15 protein-coding genes are annotated in these 24227 nt (G+C 38.0%); 11 read left to right on the top strand and 4 right to left on the bottom strand.

What is annotated here, in order from left to right:
• Positions 1-150 precede the first annotated feature (150 nt).
• A complete protein-coding gene (locus RIV7116_RS14450; RefSeq protein WP_015119033.1) occupies positions 151-1518 on the top strand; it encodes a cytochrome P450 in 1368 nt (455 codons plus the stop codon).
• A gap of 85 nt (positions 1519-1603) precedes the next feature.
• Here RIV7116_RS14450 and RIV7116_RS14445 read toward each other — a convergent pair whose 3' ends face one another.
• From RIV7116_RS14445 to RIV7116_RS14435, 3 genes are all read right to left on the bottom strand, one after another.
• On the bottom strand, positions 1604-1924 hold the full coding sequence (locus RIV7116_RS14445; protein WP_015119032.1) for a Txe/YoeB family addiction module toxin: 321 nt from the start codon (positions 1922-1924) through the stop codon (positions 1604-1606).
• The gene (locus RIV7116_RS14440; protein WP_015119031.1) at positions 1899-2201 is read right to left on the bottom strand and encodes a type II toxin-antitoxin system Phd/YefM family antitoxin; all 303 of its coding nucleotides are present in this window, start codon (positions 2199-2201) and stop codon (positions 1899-1901) included. The genes RIV7116_RS14445 and RIV7116_RS14440 overlap by 26 nt, the downstream gene beginning before the upstream one ends.
• Before the next feature lie 68 nt (positions 2202-2269).
• Entirely contained in the window at positions 2270-5641 is a 3372-nt protein-coding gene (locus RIV7116_RS14435; RefSeq protein ID WP_015119030.1) for a caspase family protein, read from the bottom strand.
• Between the two features lie 471 nt (positions 5642-6112).
• Here RIV7116_RS14435 and RIV7116_RS14430 point away from each other — a divergent pair, with 471 nt between their 5' ends.
• The 8 genes from RIV7116_RS14430 to RIV7116_RS14395 all read left to right on the top strand — a co-directional run bounded on the left by RIV7116_RS14430 (position 6113) and on the right by RIV7116_RS14395 (position 18633).
• The gene (locus RIV7116_RS14430; RefSeq protein ID WP_015119029.1) at positions 6113-8329 is read left to right on the top strand and encodes an amidase family protein; all 2217 of its coding nucleotides are present in this window, start codon (positions 6113-6115) and stop codon (positions 8327-8329) included.
• 222 nt (positions 8330-8551) lie between these two features.
• The gene (locus RIV7116_RS14425; protein WP_015119028.1) at positions 8552-9877 is read left to right on the top strand and encodes a cytochrome P450; all 1326 of its coding nucleotides are present in this window, start codon (positions 8552-8554) and stop codon (positions 9875-9877) included.
• A gap of 196 nt (positions 9878-10073) precedes the next feature.
• Positions 10074-10790, top strand: coding sequence for a hypothetical protein (locus tag RIV7116_RS14420; protein ID WP_015119027.1), 717 nt, complete (start codon positions 10074-10076; stop codon positions 10788-10790).
• A 91-nt stretch (positions 10791-10881) separates the two neighbouring features.
• On the top strand, positions 10882-11979 hold the full coding sequence (locus RIV7116_RS14415) for an effector-associated domain EAD1-containing protein (RefSeq protein WP_015119026.1): 1098 nt from the start codon (positions 10882-10884) through the stop codon (positions 11977-11979).
• Positions 11980-12329: 350 nt separating this feature from the next.
• Positions 12330-13784 carry an effector-associated domain EAD1-containing protein gene (locus RIV7116_RS14410; protein ID WP_015119025.1) on the top strand — a complete coding sequence of 485 codons (1455 nt, stop codon included), beginning with the start codon at positions 12330-12332 and terminating at the stop codon, positions 13782-13784.
• Positions 13781-14773 carry a MoxR family ATPase gene (locus tag RIV7116_RS14405; protein WP_015119024.1) on the top strand — a complete coding sequence of 331 codons (993 nt, stop codon included), beginning with the start codon at positions 13781-13783 and terminating at the stop codon, positions 14771-14773. Before RIV7116_RS14410 ends, RIV7116_RS14405 begins: the two co-directional genes overlap by 4 nt.
• A 6-nt stretch (positions 14774-14779) precedes the next feature.
• Complete coding sequence (locus RIV7116_RS36975) at positions 14780-17440, top strand: formylglycine-generating enzyme family protein (protein WP_015119023.1); 2661 nt, start codon at positions 14780-14782, stop codon at positions 17438-17440.
• Between the two features lie 365 nt (positions 17441-17805).
• Positions 17806-18633, top strand: coding sequence for a formylglycine-generating enzyme family protein (locus RIV7116_RS14395; protein ID WP_015119022.1), 828 nt, complete (start codon positions 17806-17808; stop codon positions 18631-18633).
• A gap of 145 nt (positions 18634-18778) precedes the next feature.
• On the opposite strand, the gene RIV7116_RS14390 is transcribed toward RIV7116_RS14395, so the two are convergent.
• A complete protein-coding gene (locus RIV7116_RS14390) occupies positions 18779-21055 on the bottom strand; it encodes a heavy metal translocating P-type ATPase (protein ID WP_015119021.1) in 2277 nt (758 codons plus the stop codon).
• Between the two features lie 571 nt (positions 21056-21626).
• On the opposite strand from RIV7116_RS14390, the gene RIV7116_RS14385 reads away from it, so the two are divergent.
• Complete coding sequence (locus RIV7116_RS14385; RefSeq protein ID WP_015119020.1) at positions 21627-22937, top strand: glycosyltransferase; 1311 nt, start codon at positions 21627-21629, stop codon at positions 22935-22937.
• Positions 22938-23281: 344 nt separating this feature from the next.
• Positions 23282-24043, top strand: a complete 762-nt coding sequence (locus RIV7116_RS14380; RefSeq protein ID WP_015119019.1) for an alpha/beta fold hydrolase — start codon at positions 23282-23284, stop codon at positions 24041-24043.
• Positions 24044-24227 lie beyond the last annotated feature (184 nt).

Here is a 24227-nt window from a genome sequence, read left to right as displayed (position 1 = left end):
CCTCACTCACTCACTCCCTCACTCACTCACTCCCTCACTCCCTCACTCACTCACTCACTCACTCACTCACTCCCTACGAGAATGAATAATCGCTTATAGATCGTCCCTTAAATTAATTAGTATAGAAAAAATATTACTTTGGGGAAGCGAATGAAATTACCAAATGGTCCCAAAATTCCGGCATTTATCCAGCAAATTCGATTTATTGCTTTTCCCATGTCGCTTTTGGAAGATTGCGCCAAGGGATATGGAGATATTTTTACACTTACATTCTTGAATATCTCTATCGTTATCGTCAGCAATGCCAAAGCGTTACAGAAGTTGTTGAATGATAAAGAATTTACTGCTCCTGGGGATGCGAATAAAATTATTGAACCTTTGGTGGGGAGTAATTCTGTAATTACTATTAGTGGTGAAAAGCATCGTCGTCAACGTCAGTTATTAATGCCGCCTTTTCACGGCGATAGAATGCGGACTTATGGTGAGACAATTAATAACGTTACTCAAGAAATTATTAGCGATTGGGAAGTTGCTAAGCCTTTTAATGTCCGCGAAGCAATGCAGAAAGTTACTTTGAGAGTAATTATGCAGGCAGTATTCGGACTTTATAAAGGTAAACGTGCCGAAGATATAGAGAACCATATCAAAGAGTTTTTGGAAGCTGGGGGTTCTCCTTTTGGTACAATGGCGCTATTTTTCCCTAAATTACAGCGTAATTTAGGTTCGCTAACTCCTTGGGGAAGTTTTGTATATCACCGAGATCTAGCAGATAAACTTCTGTATCAAGAAATCGACGAGCGTCGAGAAAATCCCGATGATTCCCGTACTGATATCATGACTATGTTAATGGCTTCCAAAGACGAACAAGGTGAAGCTATGACTGATGAAGAATTACGCGATGAGTTGATGACGCTGTTATTTGCAGGGCATGAAACTACTGCTACAGCATTAACTTGGGCATTGTACTGGATTCACAAAATACCTGAAGTTAAACAAAAGCTATTGGCAGAGCTTGATAGTTTGGGGGAAAATCCCGATAGTAATGCTATTTTGAAATTGCCATATTTAAATGCGGTTTACTGCGAAACTTTACGGATTTATCCAGTGGCTTTACTAACATTCCGTAGAGATGTAGAAAGTCCGGTTTCCTTGTGCGGGCACGAACTTGAGCCAGGTACGGCAGTAATGGGTTCAATTTATTCGATACATAATGACGAAAAATTATATCCCGAACCAAAGAAATTTAAACCAGAGCGCTTTTTAGAAAGACAGTATTCGCCTTATGAATTCATCCCTTATGGTGGCGGTGCAAGACGCTGTATTGGTATGGCGTTAGCTCAATTTGAAATGAAGTTAATATTAGCAAGAATTCTTTCCGATTTGGATTTGGATTTAATTACCGAAGGTGAAGTAAAACCAAAGCGTCGGGGTATTGTAACTGGCCCCAATCGTCCGATTCAAATGGTTGTTAAAGGTAAGCGAATGGCTAAGTCTCGCAGTTTGGAAACTGTTAGTTAATTTGGATTTCGCGGAAAGCTTGTAGAGACATTAATTATCTAGCGTCTCTACATTCTTTATTCATACCCGGATTCAGTTAAAATTATTACTCATAATGATACCGACAAGTAAGAAAATCAATTTTAGTATTTTCAACACGATAAACAAGCCGATGCTCTAAATCAATACGTCTAGACCAAATATCGGCATCCATATATTTCAAAGGTTCTGGTTTACCAATTCCCTCGAATGGATTTTCCATCACAGCAGTAATTAAATCTAAAATTTTCGATGCAACTTTAAAATTGTGCTTGAACCACCAAGCTAAATCTTCCTTAAACTTAGAACTAAAACCAGGACTTCGATTAACAACAACTGATTTTATTTCATCAGTTTCAGCCTTATTCTTCTTTTTCTTCTTGCTCAATCCCTAACTCCTGCTGAAGCTCTTCAATTGTTTGAGATTTGATTTTTCCGCTCTTAGATTCCTCAATTGCATCGAGTAAGCGATTTGCATTTGCAGGAGTTTTCAATAGATAAACCGTCTCAACCAAACTTCTCAAATCCGATTCTGTAATCAAAGCAACATTCTCACCATCACGACGATTGATGATATATACCTGATTATTTTGTACAACTAAGTCTAATAGCTTAAAGAAGTTGTTTCTGGCATCCGTTGGAGATGTGATTTCGTAAGAAAACATCGTTTATGTACAGCTTTATGTACATATATTATAAGGTAATTTTAAATAATCTTAAAAATAATCATTTTTTATTTTGAAGATATATCACCAATAGTTATATTCCCTGCTGTACCAATATTTAAACCAATATTTCCATCTCCCATATTCACCACACTATCTTTAACTTGATTGCTGATACTGCGAATCTTCTCTTCTGCTTCTGCTTTCATGCTTTCATATCCTTCTGCGGGTAAACCTTTGCCACCACGTAACAAAGCAACGAGAAAATCTTCTGTAGCAAAATCAAAGAAGGGCGTTTGTTTTTTGTTGTATTCCTGCTGTACCGTTATCGGAACAGTTTCGCTCAGATAATTCATCAAATTGGAAACCTTAACTACTTTATCTCCCGGTTGATTCCCCGCACCTTGTAAAGCTTCGAGGAAATGATACGTGTAGATGCTCATTGTGCGATCGCTGCGAATCCAAGATAGTTGTGTTCCGGTGGAGGAAGTAAATACAACTCTTCCCGCACCTTTTAAATCGTCAATAATGGTTTTGGGTAAAGCAGCTTGGGTAAAACCTTTGGGAATTGGGGATTTAGCATCTTTTGAAGTTGCCATTCCTTGAGCGTGACAGCTATCTATAATTACTAATAATTTTTGCGCTGGAATCCCTTGTAATGCTTGATTGATGGTTTCTGCTGAAAGTGCGGTATCCGGAATGTCTGCGCGATCGGTTTCGTGGGGGATGAGATAGTAATCTCCAGAATTATCTAATAAACCATGACCGGAATAGTAAATTAGTATAGTTGCTTCTGAATCATTTTCGGCTTGTTGTTTTAACCAGGTTAAATTTTCTAGGATTTGTTCTTTGGTAGCGGTTTCGTTGTAGAGAAGACGAATGTTACTGTCGATGTAACCGCATAAGTTGGAGTCGGTGAGGAGAGATTTGAGTGCTTGAATATCTTTAACTGTTACTGGTAGGGATAATTTGGTTTCTTCGCATTCACCTACACCGATGAGTAATGCGTAGTTGTGGGAAGTGGATTTGGACATGGTTTTGGGGATGGGTTTGTAGTATTTTAGGTGTTGTTGGATTGTTTCAAGAGTTCCGATAAGATTGGGTGTATATTTTTTTTTCATAACTTTTATTAATCCTGGAATAGCAGCATCAGAGCAAATATCTCCAATAGCTAAAGCTGCATCAGAACGGACACCTTCATATTTATCTTCTAAGGCTATTATTAAACCAGGTATGGTAGCATCACTACCTATTCTTCCTAAAGCGCATACAGCATTTAGACGAACTAAAAAATGTTTATGCTCAAGCAGTTGAATTAATAAAGGTATATCTTTTTCAGAGGTTATATTCCTTAAGCATATAGAAAGCAAATGAAAAATTAAACTATTATCTTCATTGTATAGAGCTTTAGTTAGTGGGTTTATTGCTTCTCTCGAACAAATATTTTTTAAACTGAAAAAAGCCTTTTTACGAATATCAGCATCATTATGTTTTAAGTTACTGATTATTTGATGTATTAAGACTTCATAATTGTTTTTTTTGTGTTTATCTGCAAATGAACTATCAATCTGATTTCCCTCTTGTAAAAAATTACTGTCAATTGATTCAGTTATTTTATTGACAATCTTTTTCTTTTTATTTACCGAATTTTCATTACAAATATAATTGACACGGGCAATATCATATTTTGATGCTCTAAATATGTCTAATATTTCATCCCAGGAATCAATTTCTTCTAAGGAAATGAGACCATAACCGCAAATGAATAAATCTTCAAATTCGTATTCATATTCCAGAAATTCAATTAATGCATTTATTGCAGCATTTGAGCCAATTCCAATTAAAGCTAAAATTACATCTTCAAAGAATTCCTCATCTTCGTTTTGTAGCATATCTATTAATGAAGATATTGCTATATCAGATTTGCTAATTTCTAAAAGTCTAATTTTTAATAAAAGTGGCAACTCTAAATTAGTAATTAAACCAACAGTCTCCCCCTGCCACTCTTCCCTAACTTCCCCCGCCAACCTTGCACCCAACTGCCAATCAAGCTCCAAAGCCAACTTCACCAAACCCACAGCTTGAGATTGCTTATCTACCAACTGCATCATCAGCGCTACAGGCTCAGTCCATTTCAAATAATTCAAATATTCCCACTGCAAGTCATCATCGCTCAACTTCGGAATTTCTTCCAATAATCTTTCAGCAGCGTAATATTCTTGCAGCAGTTGATGACGAAATTGAATTTGATTATCTGCACCAAGTTGAATCAAATGATGTTTGAGTAAATCATCTAACCATTTTTCTGCATTCCTCGGTTGATGATAATCCTGCTCTTTGAGAAACTCAGTCAAGATATCCCTAGCTTCCTGTATCGGAATAGCAACGAGAATTTCGGTTTTTGATTCCCCATGCGTCATCACCCAAGCTAAATGCTGCAATAACCGCTGCCACCAGCGTCGAGATTCATCCGTTACGGGAATATCTTGTTTGAATTTATTATCGTAAATTTTGGTAAAGCGACGAAATACCGAACCCAAATTTGATGGTACTTTATTTTGGTTATCAACAAATACCGAACAAAGCATCATTAATAATAAAGGTGTTTCTCCCAACTCCCGCAAACGCCCTGACAACTGTTTGAGCAATTCTTCCCCTTGCTCTGGAAGATACCCACAAACAAAATCCCGCATCTGGGTTTCTGTCAAAGGTTGCATTTGCAGCTTTTTCTCTATTTTTAAATCACCACCAACACCTAAATCTCGCGTGGTGAAAATCATTGGTGTGGTTTGCTGGTAATCTTGGCGAAATTGTTGTAAGTTTTGCCGCGCTGCTTCTGATGGTAATTCGTTAACTCCATCAAATAATAAAAGGAATTTTCCTGCAAACAGTAATTTTTCAATTTCAGGGTTTTCTAACAGTAGTTGGTGACGTTTGAGGAAGTTACGAATTAAGTCGATTATTGAAGTTTTGTAAAAACGAAGTTCGATGAGGATGGGGATTTTTGCATTTTCTCGCGAATCCGCCAGGGAATCAATTCCCTGGCTCATAGCCGAAGTCAGTTGAAACTGACTGTTAGTAGAAGATTCAGTCGTCTTTAGACAACTTTCGCTGTTAGCCTGGAAATTCATTTCCAGGTGATGTTGCGCTGATTCCAACAGCAACCGTAAAAACGCTGTAGATTTACCACTACCAGGACGACCTATTAATAATACATGGTCGTTCGCATATTTAATTAAACCTTGTAAAACTGTTAATCTTTCGGTTTTTTCTTCTTGCTCCTGCTTAACCTTCTCTACCATCAACCCAAAATCAAACAACGGCAATCGCTTTTGTTTTTCGTGCCGAAGATTTCCTACAACATCTGTTATGGTGTAACACTTCCACCATTCGCCGTAAGTATTGCCGATTGATTGTAGATAAGGGTTTAAATTAATCACTATTAGTTAGCTGCTATGTAAAAGAGGCGCTAAAGCGCAACTACGAACCAATTTAATTAAGATTACTGGGATTATAGCAATTTATATTTGCAGCATTATTGCTAAGCCTAAATACTCACTTTGGTATTTTTGTCAATATGCAATTAGTGATTTACCTATATAAAAATTTTCTTATATTTGACATAAATTTAGTTACAGATAAATAAAATAAAGTAGTAAATATTACTGAGCATAATTACCGTTTTCAGTGTAAATTAGTTCTAGGGTGCATAGAGCGATTGCCGGGAGTAATTTTGTGTAAACTCCTCGCTAGATAGTCTTTTGAATCAAATAAGTTATCCCTAATTTAATGCATTTTATGGGCTAAAGTTCAGTTGCAAAACTGACTTAATTTTGCTGGGTGTAATTTTTAGGAATTACTGACTAAAGTTATTTCAGAAATATCGTTTCTCAAAGTTACAGGTAAAAAATATGCCATCTACCTTCAATCTTTCAGCACCATCTACTTTCAATTTACAAGAAGCGACAGTTAGCGATATTCAAAAAGCTTACAGTTTTGGAGTTTTGAGTGTTGAGGAATTAACTCAACTTTATCTGAATAGAATAACAGCTTACGATGACCAAGGTCCTGCTATTTCTGCGGTTATTTCGGTGAACCCCGATGCTTTGGATAAGGCTAGGGAGTTAGATGCAAAGTTGCGAAATCAAGGTGCGGATGGAGCTTTATATGGAATTCCGGTACTTTTAAAGGATAATTATGACACCTCTGATTTACCTACTACTGCGGGTTCTGATGTTTTAGCAGGTTCTATTCCTCCAGATGATGCTTTTACTACATCGGAATTTCGCGATGCTGGAGCAATTATTTTGGGTAAAACCAATATGAGCGAATTTGCTCTTTCTTCTGGAAGGCTTGGTTACAGTTCCAAAGGTGGTTTAACGCTCAATCCTTATAATCTCAATCGCGATGCTAGCGGTTCGAGTAGCGGTACTGGTGCTGCAATTGCCGCTAATTTTGCGACTTTAGGTACTGGTACGGATACGGCGGGTTCGGTTCGGGGACCTTCTGCTGTGACTGGTTTGGTGGGAATTAAGCCGACGCGGGGATTGGTGAGTGCTGATGGTATAGTACCACTGGCGCTGACGGTAGATTATGCTGGTCCTATGGCTCTTTCTGTTGAAGATGCAGCGATCGCACTGGGTGTAATGGCTGGTGTTGACGAAAATGACCCGGCAACGGAAGCTAGTAAGGGTAAAGGCTTTGATGACTATACTCAATTTTTAGATAAAAATGCCCTCAAAGGTGCAAGAATTGGTGTAGCTCGGGAATATTTCGGCGGTAATGAAGAAGTTGATAAGTTGGTGGAAGCAGCTATTGATAATATGAGGGCTGCTGGTGCAACTGTTGTTGAGTTGGATCTTCCCGATTCGGTTGTGGATGCTTCTAATTACGGTACTTTATTAAATACTGTGATTCAAGCTGAATTTAATCCCCAGATTGAGGAATATTTTGAAACACTCGATGAGGAATATCCGGAAAACTTAGAAGAATTGATTGCAGCTAGTAAAGATCCAGAATTGGTTAATTCGGAAACTCCGGTTAATCCCAATCGGATTGCAGTCTACGAAGATTCCTTAGAATTTGGCGGGTTGGATAATCCGGAATATCAAGCAGCGATTAATGAAGGTATTCCCCAATTGCAGAAAGAGTTAAATAATATCTTTGCTAGCAATAAATTGGATGCCATAGTTTATCCCACAATTGCCACTCCAGCAACACCGATTACCGACTCCGATGGTAATGTAATCGAAGATCCAACCTATCAGGCTAATTTAGATAATATCGGCGGCGACCCCTATCGGGCAAATTATTTAGGGAATTTAAGCGGTTTTCCCGATTTAACTTTACCAGTGGGATATACAGAGCAAGGTTTACCCGTGGGTATGTCTTTATTCGGGCAGGAATTTACCGAGCCTACTTTAATCGGATTGGCATATGCTTACGAGCAGCAAAATCCAGTTCGGATACCGCCATCAAATACACCTGCTTTACCGGGAGAAAAGTTTGAATATCTCACCGAAGTTTTAGTTGTTGGCGATGCTGGTGATGATGTTTTGGAAACCCAGTTAATTCCAGATTTTGATGGCAATAAAGATGTTGTATTTGCAGGTTTTGGCGATGATTTGGTAGATACCACTCAAAGTATCTCCGGTGGTAATCGAGTATTCGGCGGTAGCGGCGATGATGAATTATTCGCCGGGAAAAACGATAGGGTTAATGGTGGCGCTGGAAATGATATTCTTGATGCTTCTCTGGGTAGAGGAGGAAATCGTTTGAGTGGTGGTGATGGTGATGATACCTTTTTTGCTGGTGGTAACGATAGATTAATTGGTGGTAAAGGTAACGATAGGTTTTTTATCATTGAAAAAGGTGGAAATACAATTAGTGGTGGTGCTGGTAAAGATCAATTTTGGATTGTGAATGCTGAATTACCAGAGGAAGTAAATACAATTACAGATTTTGAAAGTGGAGTTGACGTAATTGGGATTTCGGGGATTGGTACTTTTGAAGATGTTAGCTTGGAAATGAATGGTAAGAATACTGTAATAAATGTTTTGAATCAAGATGTGGCTGTTGTATTGGGTATGCAGGGGCTTGGGGAAAGTGATTTTGCGTTTGTGAACTAAACCTCTACGTAGCAATACCCTAGAAGGGTATCGCTACAGCTACAAAGCCTACCTTCGCAGGCTAATCTTCTAGCCTACGAAGGTAGGCTTGGCAAATGTAGCCCCACCCTTCAAGGGTGAGGGCGATTATATTTACCACACATCGTTAAAGTGAGAAAATAGAGTATTAGGAAAATCATTAAACCCTTAACCTTTAACCTTTAACTTTTTACCTTTTACCCGATGACTAATTCCTTAGTTCAAACTCTTCAACTAATTGCCAATCCCATCAACTTTTTCGACAACCACGCACAAAGATATGGAGATACCTTCAGTTTAAGAGTTTTAGGAATAAATTCTCCGCCGGTTGTATTTTTCAGCAGCCCTCAAGCTATTAATGATTGTTTTGCAATTCCCGCGAATAAATTAGATTTTAAGAAAGCCACTCACGTATTCAAACCCTTGTTTGGCAGCGATTCTATTGTCTTTCAAGAGGGTAAATCCCACAACCGACAGCGACAATTATTAATGCCTCCCTTTCACGGCGATCGCCTCAAATCCTATGGGGATACTATATGCAATATTACTAATAATGTAACTAGCAATTGGAAAACTGGTAATACTGTTTCTATGCAGGAAGTAATGCCAGATATTACTTTACAAATTATTCTTCAAGTGGTATTTGGAATTACTCCCGGCGAACGTTACGAAAAATTAATAAACTTGTTAACGGCGCTATTAAATGATATTACTAAACCTTTGTTTTCTAGTTTATTTTTCTTTCCACCTTTACAGCAAGATTTAGGAAAATGGAGCCCCTGGGGAAATTATCTCAAACGACGAGAAGAAATTGATAAGTTGATTTATGCAGAGATTTATGAACGTAGATTAAGTGACGATAATTTAGGAGAAGATATTTTAAGTCTGTTAATGTCAGCGAGTGACGAAGATGGCGGTAAAATGACAGACAAGGAATTGCGAGATCAATTAGTTTCTTTATTGCTTTTGGGTTACGAAACTACTTCTGGGGTTTTGGCATGGTTATTTTACATGATTCATTCCCATTCTGAAGTTTATAGTAAATTAATTGAGGAATTAAAAACTTTAGAAAATACAGCTTCCCCAGAAAATATTGCTCAACTACCTTATTTAAGTGCAGTTTGCTCCGAAACCATGCGACTTCACCCCATAGCTTTAATTTGTACTCCCAGGATGGCAGTTGATAAAGTAGAAGTTGCCGGAGAAAAGTTTGGTGAAGGTACTGTTTTAGTTCCCTGTATATATTTAGCCCATCGTCAGCAAACAACTTATCAACAGCCAGATAAATTTATTCCCGAAAGATTTTTAGATAGAAAATTTTCTGCATTTGAATATTTACCTTTTGGAGGAGGTTATCGCGGCTGTATTGGTGCCGCTTTTGCAGTGTATGAAATGAAGTTGATTTTAGCGACTATTATTCAAAAATTTCAATTAGAATTAGTCGATAAAAAACCAGTCAAACCCGTGCGAAGGGGGATTACCATTGTTCCCAGTGGTGGTGTCTCGATGACGGTAAAATCTTGCATTTGATAGTTCTTACTTTCTTTCCGGCTTTATCATTACCTGTTTTTTAGCTTTTTCCTCTGCGCTCCTCTGCGCTTTCCTCTGTGCCCCTCTGCGTTTCAAAAATATATAATTCCGATGCCAACAGATTTGATATCACAACTCACTAAAAGACTTAAGTAATAATAAAATAATCAAAACAACATAGGGGAGAAATATAATTATGACAGAGCAACAATGGTTAATTGATGAAACCGCATTCCCCGATAGTAGTTATCTTAAAGAGATAGAAGAAGAATTTAGTCAGGAAAATACTCGCAGCCCTCGCGAATCAACCACTCAACCACAACCGCTTAATCTTGCCGTTAGACTTCAAGATATTATGATTTGGGATACCAAAAAGTGGTTTGGTGATGCACGGATGCGTTTGGATGCTTTGGTTGTTCATGGTAAAGCTACCGAAGACGATTCATCGAGCTTCTATATGCCGCAAACCTTTCGCTTTGATGGAATTAAAGATAACGATAGATTGCCCACTGGTGAAAATGGCTTATTGATATTTTACGGTGAAGCCGTACACTTCTTAGATATCTTTATTACCGTATCCCGAGACAGAAAAGACTCCGATGATTTAGCAACACTCCTGAATCAACAAATGCAATCGCCGGAAATTCAAGGTGCTGTTAGTACGATGATAGGATTTACTGCGATCGCAACTCAAGCTGCGACTTTTGCAACAGCCCTCGGTGCAGCTTCGGCTTTGGGTAATTTTGCCTACAAAGCTCTAAGTAAGGCAACTGGTGATACTATAGGAGTCTATAGAACTTCTTGGCTGCAATATCGCGATAAATTCGGTATTGGTAGACATCCGCAAAATGGTTCTCACAAAGTTAGAGATATTTCTTTTTGGTATGAAATTATTCAAGAAGGTAATGGGTAATTGGGCATTGGGAATTGGTAATTGGTAATTGGTAATTGGTAGTTATTAACTGCTCGCTGCTCACTGCTCACTGTTAACTGATAACTGATATATGAAACTTGAAGGAAAACAGTATCAAAAATTAAGAGATGCTCTGGTGGAAGCTTTTCCATCTCAACCAAAACTTGCTGAATTAGTGAAATTTCAATTTAGCAAAAACCTGAATACTATTTCAGGAGAAGCCAATCCTATAGATAAAATTGCTTTTGATTTAATTGGAGCTTCCCAAGCGGAAGGATGGACTGATAAATTAATTGCAGGTGCAAGGGAAGCAAATCCAGGAAATCCTAGTTTATTTATCGTTGCACAAGAACTTAATTTAACTATATCTCTACCATCTGGGCTATCGAAAGTTGGTGGTTTAGAAAGAATTGTCAAGAAAACAAATAGTTTTCTCGATGTAAATTCATGGCGGGAGAAGTTGGGTACCATCGAAGCCCAAGTTTGTCGGATAGAGATTACCAAAAAGAATAATTTTCCATCATCTTTTGGTACGGGCTTTCTAATTGCGCCGAATGTTGTAATTACAAATTATCATGTCATTGAACCTGTCATCTCAGAAAAAGCTACTCCCGAAAACGTAATTTTACGCTTTGATTACAAACAATTACCGGAAGGAAAAGTTGTAAATAATGGTACCGAATTCCGTTTAGTTGCAGACGACTGGTTAATTGATAAAAGCCCCTACACCGATAACCCTTTACCAACTGCCGATGAATTAGATTATGCCTTGTTGCGAATAGATGGAGTTCCCGGAGAAGAATCTATAGCTAATAATTCCGTTCCCGATACTCCACAACGAGGATGGATTAAATTACCAGAATCGCTAGATTATGAGTTTTTACCCGACACACCACTATTAATAGTGCAGCATCCCGACGCTCAACCGTTGAAGCTGGCTTTTGATACCGATGCAATTATCAGCGTTAACGAAAACGGCACTGTAGTAAAATATAAAACCAATACCGAAGGGGGTTCCTCCGGCTCGCCATGTTTCAATATTAACTGGGACTTAGTTGCATTACACCACAGTGGCGACCCCAATCACAACCCAGCTTATAATGCCGGAAGTCCTTTTACTGCCATTTGTGCGCGTTTGGAAAAGCAAGGTTTATTGTCAGAATTACGTAGCGGTGAGGCAATGTGGTGATTGGTAAATTATCGTTCGTAGTTGCGCTCATAGCGCCAAATATTTAGGGATAAAACCCTTATGTACGAATAATAATTTATCCTTCAGAACCAAAATAGGAAAAACCACTAGTACTCCACCACATTAATTTTGCGGGGTTTGTAGTTGCTCCGTTTTCCGTTTTCGTCTCCAGATGCGACATATTGGCGCTGTAAGCGCAACTACGAACCTTTTGCAATTCAAACCGCCATAAAAGCTTAAATTTCAATAAAAAGTAAACATTTTTACGGAAATGTATACAAACATGTAGAAGTACTTAAGTGTCGAGCAAGTATAAATTAATATCGTTTAAGGCATTTAAGCATTTACCGATGAATTCTGCAAATGTCCCTGGCTATCTTATCAAGGATTTAAACCAAGCATTGCGTAGTGCTTTTCCCAATAAAGCTGAATTAAAAATGATGGTGCAATTTCAATTTAGTCAAAATCTAGATGATATTGCTCTTGGCGACAATTTAAAAGAAATTGTTTATAAATTAGGACAATATTTTCTAAAAGAGGACAAATTAAAAAAACTTATTGATGGAGCACTCGAAGAAAAGCCTGATAACCCGGAATTGCAGGAGGTAGCGCAAAAGTTTCAGACTACTATTAGTTTATTTAAAATTCTAAAGCCTTTAGAGGGTACATATATTGAAACCATGCAGCAAGCTTATCAAGCTTGTGCTGATGACAGTTCATTTCATGATTGGGAAGAGGAAATTCCTGAAACTCCCGAAACTTTAATTGAAATATTTGAGGGTATTGAGGAAACATCATCCCAAAATTATAATGAAAAGCTTTCTCAATTTGCAGTTAATTTATTAAACGATGGAGATATTCCCGAAAAAAAAGCCAGTCAGTTAAATAAATGGGGGGAAAAGTATGTTGGTAAATTTTATAAACAGCTATCTCACAGAGAAAATGACGTACAAGATAAAGATACAACCAGTCATCTGATAATTATATTTCACCCTTGCAAGCAATATAAACAACGATATTGGTTTGAAGCTTGGTTTATTCCTTACGGGGAAGAAGGTAAATTTAATTCTAAGACTGGCGAAGGATATATCTCAATAAATCAAGATGGAGAAAATAACAAAAAAATTAAATTTGAAGAAAAAGAAATTGCTGATTTATTAAAATTTTGCTTTGAACAAATTTATCAGCAGCCAACTTTCTCCCGCCATCAAACCAGTATTGAGTTCATTTTACCCAACGAACTATTGAATCAACCTGTTGATAGCTGGACAATTGCAGCAGATGAAGACGAACATGATATTCCCAGCCCTATTGGCAATGAATACAAAGTAATTGTTCGCTCTTATAAACGGTTAAAAAAATATTTGAACAAAAATGATTGGGAGCAGAAGTGGCAAACTTTTGTAAACTGTGCTTGCTCTGAATGTTTTGTATCTGATGATGATTGCGATTCCGATGAGGAATTAGACAAGCAGTTATATTATATTTTGCTCAGAGAAAATATAACTGCTTTAAAATTGATTAAATCGCCATCGCCGGAAGTTTTTCCGAAAATTTTGGCAGCTATTAATCAAAGTGCTATTCCCGTAGCTTTATGGATTAGAGAGGAATTGCAACATTTAAATATTCGAGAGGAAATAGATGAGCTTTTGAAATGTTCAATTATGAAATTACCGGAGCGAGTTAAAGAAAAACGTTGGCAGGCTTCTGTTGCTGTAGATAAAACTCACATCGGAAATCACATCTCATTGCTATGGGAAAATCCTTACTTAATACCACCGCAAATTGACTATACAATGCCATGACATCTTGGAAAATATTTCAAGGCACTCCCGATAACCCCCATGACGGAATAGATAAACTGCCGCCGCCTCCTAGCTGGCGTAAATTTGATGAAGAAACCCGAGGAGCTACTTATCAAGCCAAAGGGGAAGAAATAGAATTAGTTAATGCTGCCTTATATTTACGTCGCCCTTTATTGGTAACGGGTAAACCGGGAAGCGGAAAAACTTCTTTGGCTTATGCTGTAGCGAAAGAATTAAAATTAGGTGAAGTATTGCGATGGAATATTACTACTCGCTCTAATTTGCAGCAAGGTTTATATAGTTATGATGCCATTGGTAGATTGCAAGATTCTAAATCGAGCAACCAAGATAATTTAGAGAAAATTGGCGATTATATTAAGATAGGTGCTTTGGGAACTGCTTTACTCGCTTCCGATAAACCCAAGGTGTTGTTAATTGATGAAATGGATAAAAGCGATATTGATTTACCCAACGATTTACTCAATATTTTTGAGGAAGGTAAATTTGAAATTCCCGAATTAACCAGAATCGCCGATAAATTTCCTAAAATTAACGTTCAAACCAACGATAACGAAATTGCCACAATTATTAGAGGCAGAGTCCAATGTCAGGCTTTTCCTTTTGTGCTGCTGACTAGTAATGGTGAAAGGGAATTTCCACCAGCTTTTTTACGACGTTGTTTAAGATTAGATTTGAGGGAACCAAATCCTCAAGAATTAGAAACTATTGTCAAAGTGCATTTAGGAGATAGTATTATTGAACAAGCACAACCAATTATTAAGAAGTTTTTAGATAAGCGTAGTAAGGGAGATTTAGCAACTGACCAATTATTGAATGCAATATATATGTTGTGTCATACTGCTAATACTTTTGATTCTCCTATAGTTGAAGCAACAAGGCAACCGCTAGATGGTAAGAAAAAAGAACTGCAAAAACAGCAATTAATTGAAAGATTGCTGCAACACCTCAACAGTATGGAAGGAAATTGATGAGGTATGATTGAAAAGGTTTTAGAGATTTTAGAAAATGCTGGATTTAACTTTACTGCTCGCGAGCTAGTAGATATTTTTTGGCTAGCGATTCATTTAGATGAAGAAAAACCAGATTCTACTCCTCAAAAGCATCAGCGAGAAAAAATACAAGATTCTCATCGCCGAAGATATCGGCTGCCAATAAAACAAGATTCAACACCAGAGCATCAGCAAGTTAATAAATTAGAGAAACAAAAATCAATCCAAAAATCGCAACCGGCAATCCAAAATCCACCTCCAAGTCTTCCCGTTGCCCTTCCATCTGTTCACAAATTTATTTCCGAAGCCGAACCAAATTTAAATATTCCAGTTAGAAAAAGCGTTTCTTTAAAGGTGCCAGCAGCACCAGCTTTAAGAAATACTTTAGAATTAGGGCGGGCACTGCGTCCATTAATGCGGAAAGTACCATCTCTTACAAATCAAATATTAGACGAAGAAGCAACCGTAAAGCAGATTGCCGAGCAAGATATTTGGGTTCCAGTTTTCGCACCAAAACCCCAAAGGTGGTTAGAGTTAGCTTTGGTAGTAGAAAAAAGCAACTCTACCGTAATTTGGGAACCAACTATTAGGGAATTACAAAAACTTTTAAAACATCACGGTGCATTCCGAGATGTGAGAACTTGGGAATTAAAAGTTACACCTACTGCTTCTGAATTATTCCCCTTAAAGTTATGTTCTCAAGGTAGCTTGAAGCAAAACTATCGTAACGACATAAATTCAACTCCTTACACTCCCGATATATTAATAGATCCCAAAGAAAGACGTTTAATTTTACTAGTAACTGACTGTATTTCCCCTGCTTGGAGAAATAAATTTATTCATCCCACATTAAAACTTTGGGGAAACAAAGGTTTATTGACTATTTTGCAACTGCTTCCAGAAGAATTATGGGAGCGTACAGCTTTATCAGCGGCAACTCCCGTATATTTAAGTTCGCTAAAACCAGGAGTACCGAATTCGCAACTACTAACTACAATTTGGGATGAAGATGAAATTGAAAACGATAATTCCTCAGAATCAATTTCTATTCCCATTGTTACCTTAGAACCCCAACCTTTATTAACATGGTCGCAGGTAATCGCAGGATTTGGAAATATTACCACAGCAGGATTTAAATTTTCTCTTCCCGAATTGCGATCGCAAACAAAAATAAATCCCAAACCATCCCAATTAACTCCCGATACAATCGTTAATAGATTCCGCGCTACAGCTTCCCCTACAGCCCGTCGTTTAGCTGGATTAATGGCAGCCGCACCAGTTAGTTTGCCGGTAGTGCAATTAATTCAAAAAACTTTATTACCAGATTCGAGACAAATTCATATCGCAGAAGTCTTCATGAGCGGGTTGCTCAAATCAACAACAATCAAAGATAATCCCGATTATATAGAATACGAATTTCTTCCCGGTGTCAGAAAATTACTCGTAGATTCAGTACCCAAAAGTAAAGCTATTTCCGTTATTGATGCAGTATCGGAATATATTTCCGAAAAACTTGGTTTATCGGTACAGCAATTTGAAGCAAGATTACTTTTACCTGCTTACGAACATGATAATTTAGCAATCAAAATTCGCCCCTTTGCCAAAATTAAAGCTGAAGTATTTCGCCGTTTGGGGGGAATATACGCTCATATTGCTGAAGATTTAGAAAATAATTCTTTACAAGCTCTCGAAGACTTTCCTCCCTTACAAACTTTGGAGTATGAAGTCGCAACTATTTCGATAAAACACGACCACAAGCATACTATAAACTTAAAAAATTTCATATTTGAAGTCGCCACCATCGAAATTAACAAATCCAAATACACCACAGAAATAGTTATTCATCGTCAGCAACAACAAAATCAATATTTTGCTGAAAACTTAGATAACTTAGATAATAAAATTCAACTTGAAATGGTACAAATTCCCGATGGTACTTTTTTAATGGGCGCTCCACGAGGAGAAGATTACACCATGCATAATGAATTTCCCCAACATCAAGTAACAGTACCCACCTTTTTCATGAGTAAATACCCAATTACTCAAGCTCAATGGCAAGCCGTCGCCAATTTACCCCAAGTTTCCCGAGAAATGAAATTAGAACCATCTTACTTTAGAGGAGATAATTTACCAGTAGAGCAAATTTCTTGGTACGATGCAGTAGAATTTTGCGCGAGATTGTCAAATCATACTCAAAAAGAATATCGCCTACCAAGCGAAGCCGAATGGGAATACGCTTGTCGTGCCGGTACTTTCACACCATTCCACTTTGGCGAAACTATTACATCAGACTTAGCTAACTACAACGCTCTGGAAATATACGCTACCGAAAAGCAGGGGGAAAATCGCAGGCATACAACAGAGGTAGGTCATTTTGCTGTAGCTAACGCCTTTGGTTTGTACGACATGCATGGCAACGTCTGGGAATGGTGTATTGATGATTGGCACAATGGTTATGATGATGCACCTATCGATAGTACTGCATGGTTGCGTAGATTTGAGCATAATAATAAACATTCTGGAAAAGTATTGCGTGGTGGCTCTTGGTTTGATGTACCTGAAGAATGTCGTAGTGCTTGCCGCAGCACTTACTTTCCCGGTTATGAATACTACTTTTTCGGCTTTCGGGTTGTATGTAATATTTGATTATTTATGATTAAATTCTGATGCAATAATTTTGATTATTTCTTAACTAAGTAGGTAGGCGTAATAAAATATAAAATAATCTCCGGCTTCCCTCTCTTTAATAAGGAGAGGGATTGAGGGTGAGGTTTCCCGGCTGTGCACTAAATTGAAAAAGTCCGAAACAATAGGGAATAGACAAAAGATAAAAAAGTTAAATCATCTATTAGGCACAAATCAACCTCACCCCGCCCTACGGGCACCCCTCTCCGATGTTTTGGAGAAGGGAAGAGATGTATCAATTTTGCTTTTAGCTTTTAATAAGATTAATCCTCTAAATTCTTTAAATTCTCTTCCTCTGCATTATTGATGTTTAAGGTATAAAATAAATGGGAAAAATAGTAATTAATCGTCAGCGAAAAAAAACACAATATTATATAGAAGAATTAGGGAATGGAATCAACTTAGAAATGGTTTTAATCCCTAGCGGTAATTTTAAAATGGGCGCGCCGGAAACCGAAATAGGTAGTTCCGATAGAGAGCGCCCCCAGCATCAAGTCACAATTCCATTTTTCTTTATGGGTAGATATCAAATTACCCAAGCACAATGGCGAGCAGTTGCTAATTTACCCCAATTAAATAGAGAATTGAAACCAGCACCATCTTCCTTTAAAGGAGATAACTTACCCGTAGAGCAAATCTCTTGGTATGATGCGGTTGAGTTTTGTGCAAGATTGTCTCATCATACAGGTAGAAACTACCGTTTACCCAGCGAAGCAGAATGGGAATACGCTTGTCGTGCCGGTACTACTACACCATTCCATTTCGGCGAAACCATTACTACCGATTTAGCCAATTATCGAGGTATGGATAGTTCCTATGGTAACGGTACTAAAGGAATCTACCGTCAGCAAACAACACCAGTAGGCAGCTTTAACGTCGCTAACAACTTTGGTTTATCAGATATGCACGGCAACGTTTGGGAATGGTGTTTTGATGATTGGCACAATAATTATCAGCAGATAAACGCAGATGGTAGAGCATGGATAGAAAAAAGCCATCAGAACAAAAACGATTACCGTTTCCGCCGCATATTACGCGGTGGCTCCTGGGGTTACAACGCCCAAAGCAGCCGCTCTGCCGGTCGTCTCTACAACATTCCCGGCTACAATAACATTAATATCGGGCTGCGAATAGCCTGCGGTATTAAACAGTGAGCAGTGAGCAGTGAGCAGTAAGACTCGTTCCCAGTCTCCGGGCTGGGAATGCAATTCATGGAGGCTCTGCCTCGTGTCATATTGGAGGCAGAGCCTCCTCCAAAGTGTTCCCAGGCTGAGCCTAGGAACAAGTCTAAATTACCAATTACCAATTCCCAATTTCCACCTTAAAATTACGCAATCGCAAAGCATTACTCACAACCGAAACCGAACTACAAGCCATTGCAGCACCGGCAATTATTGGATTGAGCAACCAGCCAAATATGGGAAACAGAATTCCTGCTGCGATGGGAATACCTAAGATATTGTAGAAAAAAGCAAAGAACAAATTCTGACGAATATTATTGATAGTTGCCCGAGACAACTTAATAGCCGTGACAATTAAACGCAAATCCCCCGAAATTAAAGTTATATCAGAAGCAGCGATCGCCACATCCGTACCGGTACCAATTGCCATACCGACATCGGCTTGAGCTAAGGCTGGAGCATCGTTGATGCCATCCCCCACCATTGCCACTGTTTTATATCGAGATTTTCTCTTCTCTGCCTGCAAAGATTTTACAATAGCTGCTTTCTGTTGAGGTCGAACTTCGGCAAATACTCTATCAATACCAACTTCTGCGGCAATTACTTCTGCTGTGGCAAGATTATCTCCAGTTAACATTACTACTTCTAAACCCAATTTCTGCATCATTCCTACTGCCTGCATAGATGTTGGTTTTAAAGCATCGGCAATTCCCATCAAACCTTCAACCTTACTATCTACAGCAATCCAAATTACAGTTTTACCTTCTGCTTCCCAAGTTTGTTTTTGCTGGTGAAATAAATTAGTATCGATTCCAACTTCTTCCAGCCAGCGTTTGGTGCCAATTTGCACCCATTTATCTAACACATATCCTTGGATACCGCTGCCAGCAACGGCTTCAAAATCACGACTGTCTATGAACCCCACACCCTGATTCTCAGCATATCTAACTACAGCCTCGGCTAATGGATGTTCTGAATTATGCTCTAATGCAGCGGCTAACTTAATTATTTCCAATTCATTATTATTAACAGTACCGCGCACCGTGACAAAATTAGTCACCGTAGGCTTGCCTTCCGTCAAAGTGCCAGTTTTATCTAAAACAATGGTTTGGATTTTATGAGCGAGTTCCAAACTTTCGGCACCTTTTATCAAAATACCGTGTTCGGCACCTTTACCGGTACCTACCATAATCGACGTTGGAGTAGCCAAACCCAAAGCACAAGGGCAAGCAATAATCAAAACTCCCACAGTGGTAATTAAAGCAAGGCTGATATTGCTCGTTGCATTAAACCAAATCGCAAAAGTAAACATTGCAATTATTATAACCACCGGCACAAACCACCCCGTGACTTTGTCTGCTAATCTTTGAATCGGAGCTTTACTTGCTTGGGCTTGTCTAACCAACTGCACGATTTGCGATAATACGGTATCTTTCCCTACCCTGGAAACTCTAAATTTAAAGCTACCAGTTTTATTAATCGTTGCGCCGATAACCTCATCACCGGGCTGTTTTTTGACAGGTAAACTTTCTCCCGTCACCATAGCTTCATCAACAGTAGAGCTACCTTGAATTACTTCTCCATCAAGGGGTATTTTTTCTCCAGGACGCACTAAAATAATTTCATCAAGCTCAACATCTTGAATGGGAACGTCTATTTCCTTACCATCGCGAATTACCCGCGCATCCTTAGCCTGCAAACCAATTAACTGACGAATTGCTTCGCTGGTTTTTGCCCTAGCCCGACTTTCAAATAATTTCCCTAATAAAATTAAAGTAATTACCACCGCAGCAGTTTCGTAATATACCTCCACCTTCAAACCTTGATTAATAAAATAATCGGGAGATACAGTTACAAATAGAGAATAGAAGAATGCCGCCGAAGTACCCAAAGCAATCAGAGTATCCATTGTGGCAGTGCGGCGTTTAATCGCTTTCCAAGCCCCAGTATAGAATCCATAGCCACACCCAAACTGTACGGGTGCGGTTATTGCTAGCTGCAACCAAGGATCGTGCAACCATGCAGGGATGAAAGATAACTCTAATCCAGTCATCATCGGTAAAGAACCGATTATTAAGATAATACTAATTACAGCACCTACTATCACCTTAGCAATCAAAATGTTTCTTTCTGCTTTTCTAGCTGCAATATCAGTATCATCTTCCCCCAATATTTCTTGCTCTTGTAGGGGAGTTGCACTGTATCCAGCAGCATCAACAGCGTTTTGAATTTGTTGAATATCAGTTTTTTGAGGATTATATTTGACAGTAGCTTGTTCGACACCGAAATTAACATTGCATTCGCTAACACCGGGAACCGAATTAATCACTTTTTCTATACTAATAGCACAAGAAGCACAACTCATGCCTCGTAATTTTAAGGATAAAGTTTTCATAATTAATTTTTTAATTAATAAGACAAGAAACTAACTTTTTATACTATGTCGATGTTAATTTTGCTGTGTACCTTGAAATAAAACAATCAAGTAGTTTAGTTTAAATACCACTGTTTATATTTTCAATATAATTGAGATTTTGCATGATTCTCTATAATTGTTTTGGAATAAATTCTCCGCAGTTGCTACGTACTGCGAGAACCTCCGCAGCGCACTGCTCTCCAAGCTAACAAACAAAGTCCTCTAAAGACGACTATACAGGTCTTTTAGTGCGTTTAAACTAACATCTTGCACCCCAAGCTCAACAAGCGCCTGGGAATAAATTCCCAGGCTCACAAACAAAGTCTGGGAAATCAGACTGGGCAAGTTTTATAGTGCGTTTTAACGTACTTTGTATATTAGCCTCTGATTTTTATTCCCGTGATATTCGGGATTAACGACAATGGTGCAAGATGCTAAATATAATAAACTCTCCAGTTGGATAGAGAGTCAATATATTAAGTTAAAATATACCGATTTCCCAAAAACTGAGTTACAACAGATGTCGTAATATTTGTAACTTAAATAGTAAATGAACGCATCTTCAGGAGTGCAACCAATCGATTCCATCCTCAATTTTGGTTTACTTGTTCCAGGTGGTGATGGACATCTTAACCCCTCGATTGCATTAGCGGCAGAATTACAGCATCGGGGACATAGAGTCACTTTTTTTGCAATTCCCGATACGATAGAAGCTGGAAAATCGGCTGAGTTAGAAATAGTTGAATGCGCTACCGAAAAACTACCTTTAGGAGCTACCAATAATCTGCTCAGACAGGTGGCTGCGGGGGTACCTCCTTGGAAAATTTCAGGGATGATGCAGCAAGTAAACGCCAGCTATCAAGCATATCTACTAGGAATAGATAATTGGTTAATTCAAAATCCCCATAAGCTTGATTGTTTGCTTTTAGATGGTTTATCACCCCATTTATTTTTACTTGGAGAAAAGCATAAGATACCCTATGTCGTCATGGAATATACCGCACCAGACTTCTTAGGTTCTGTAGAAGTACCACCAATGATGCTTGGTTGGAGCTACTCAAATACTTGGTGGGGGAAACTCAGAAATAAGATTGTCAGTGAGCTATTAAATTATTGTATGACTCCTTTAATTACTGGAGTACAAAGACGTTATGCTAAAGCTTGGAAATTGCCATCGGGAAGAGGATTAAGGGATTCTCGACAAGCTTTATTACGCATTACTCAAATTCCCCAAGTCTTTGATTTTCCACGGAAACTAGTTAAAGATTATATTTATACAGCCCCTTGGACTAATTGCAGCAAACGAGTTAAATTTGATTTTCCTTGGGAAAGATTAAATGGTAAGCCGATTATCTATGCTGCATTGGGAACTGTTTATACTGACCAATCCCAAGCTTATCAAACCATTGCTAAAGTTTGTCACCAATTCGACTGTCAATTAGTTTTATCTGTTGGATTGTTCGTACCGGATAATTTACTTCAAAATCTACGTCAGACATATCCAAATTTTATTATTCTTCGCAAAACCCCCCAAGTCGAAGTTCTGAAAAAAACAGAATTATTTATCACTCATGCGGGGATGAATTCAACATTGGAAGCATTGCAGTTAGGAGTACCGATGCTAGCAGTTCCCATCGGAGGAGATCAACCCGGTGTCGCAGCTAGAATTCGCTACCATCAAGTCGGCGTAAGCATACCAATCAAGCAGTTGAATGAAGCCAAATTATCTCAAGCAATTTCTCGGGTATTCAAAAACCCGATTTATACTAACAAGGCAAAAGAATTAGCTAAAAAAATTAATAGTACTCCCGGCGTGGTTTTAGCAGCAGATGCAATTGAAGAATTATTCAAAATTATTTAGTAATCAATAATGCATTCTCTCAATATAAAATGTAACATCAAAACTTTTTTTTCATTTTGTATCTAATAATATTAAATTAATGTTTATTGCAACTAATCTTCATTAAATAGTCATTATTTAATTTCATATCTTGTAGTAGTGTTAGAAACCCGGTTTCTTTGCGATCGCAAAACGACATAATGTTGCTTTGATAACGTAAAAACGGGTTTATTTTGACTTCTTGAGAATGGTACAAGATATCGGGATAATTGACTCATTTTATAAAGATAATTGCATTTTGGGGCAATGCGTTTATTGATAATAGTTATTGATTGTTGATGTAATATTCCTTGGAAGGAGTTGGTATGTCTATATACGGTGATGTTGTTTGGGTTAGCGCTAGTCCTTCTTTAAGGTTTTTAAGTACGCCTTTAATAAATAAGTTAATCAAATATACAAGTATTTCAGGATGGGAATATATTCAGTCTCCAGATGAGCCAGCTTGTATAGATACAGCAGTTGAATTATTACATAATTATCTTAAAACAAAAGACGCTCCCATTCATCTAATTGGTCATGGCATAGGTGGAACTATTGCCTTAATGTTTGCTCGTCAATTTCCTCATTTAGTTAAGTCTTTAACCTTACTTTCTGTGGCAGCAGAACCCGCAAAAACTTGGCATGTTAATTATTATCAGCAGCGTCAAATATATACTTTAAGTCAAACAGAAGCTTTATTTAATACTCTGGAAAATATATTTAGAGATAAATACCCCCGTTGTCCGCAAACTTTAATTGATAGTTTTTATCGAGATTTAGAAAATTTACCTTTGATGCATTCCTTGCTACAAATAGAAAGACTAACTGCTTCAGGTATTTCTATGCCTTTAATGGTTTGTGGGGGACAAATTGATATGATTTTAGGTTATCCCGATTTGTACGAATGGAAGAAATACTTAAAACCGGAAGATACTTTATGGAAATGTCCTCAAGGGGGTCATTTTTTCCACTATTTTTATCCTGAAATCGTCAGTCAGCAGATATTGCATTTTTGGCGTTCGTATCAATTAGAAGTAGTACAAAAACAAGTTATAGCTACTCAGTTAAATAATATTTGGTTGGGGTAGGTATAGCCTCACCCTATAAGGGTGAGGCTATACCTACAAAGTCCGCCGTGGCAGCGGACTAGAAAAATCCGGGTTTTTTAGCCCACCTTACGGTGGGCTTAGTTTATTTAGCCGCACCCTTATAGGGTGTCGGGTAAAATGTCTGTTCAAAATTGGGATGCTCTCATTTTTCCGGCAATACAAT

This window comes from Rivularia sp. PCC 7116, from assembly GCF_000316665.1.
Taxonomy (GTDB): Bacteria; Cyanobacteriota; Cyanobacteriia; order Cyanobacteriales; family Nostocaceae; genus Rivularia.
Note: the sequence above shows the minus strand (reverse complement) of the source record. Positions and strands in the feature narration are given on the sequence as shown.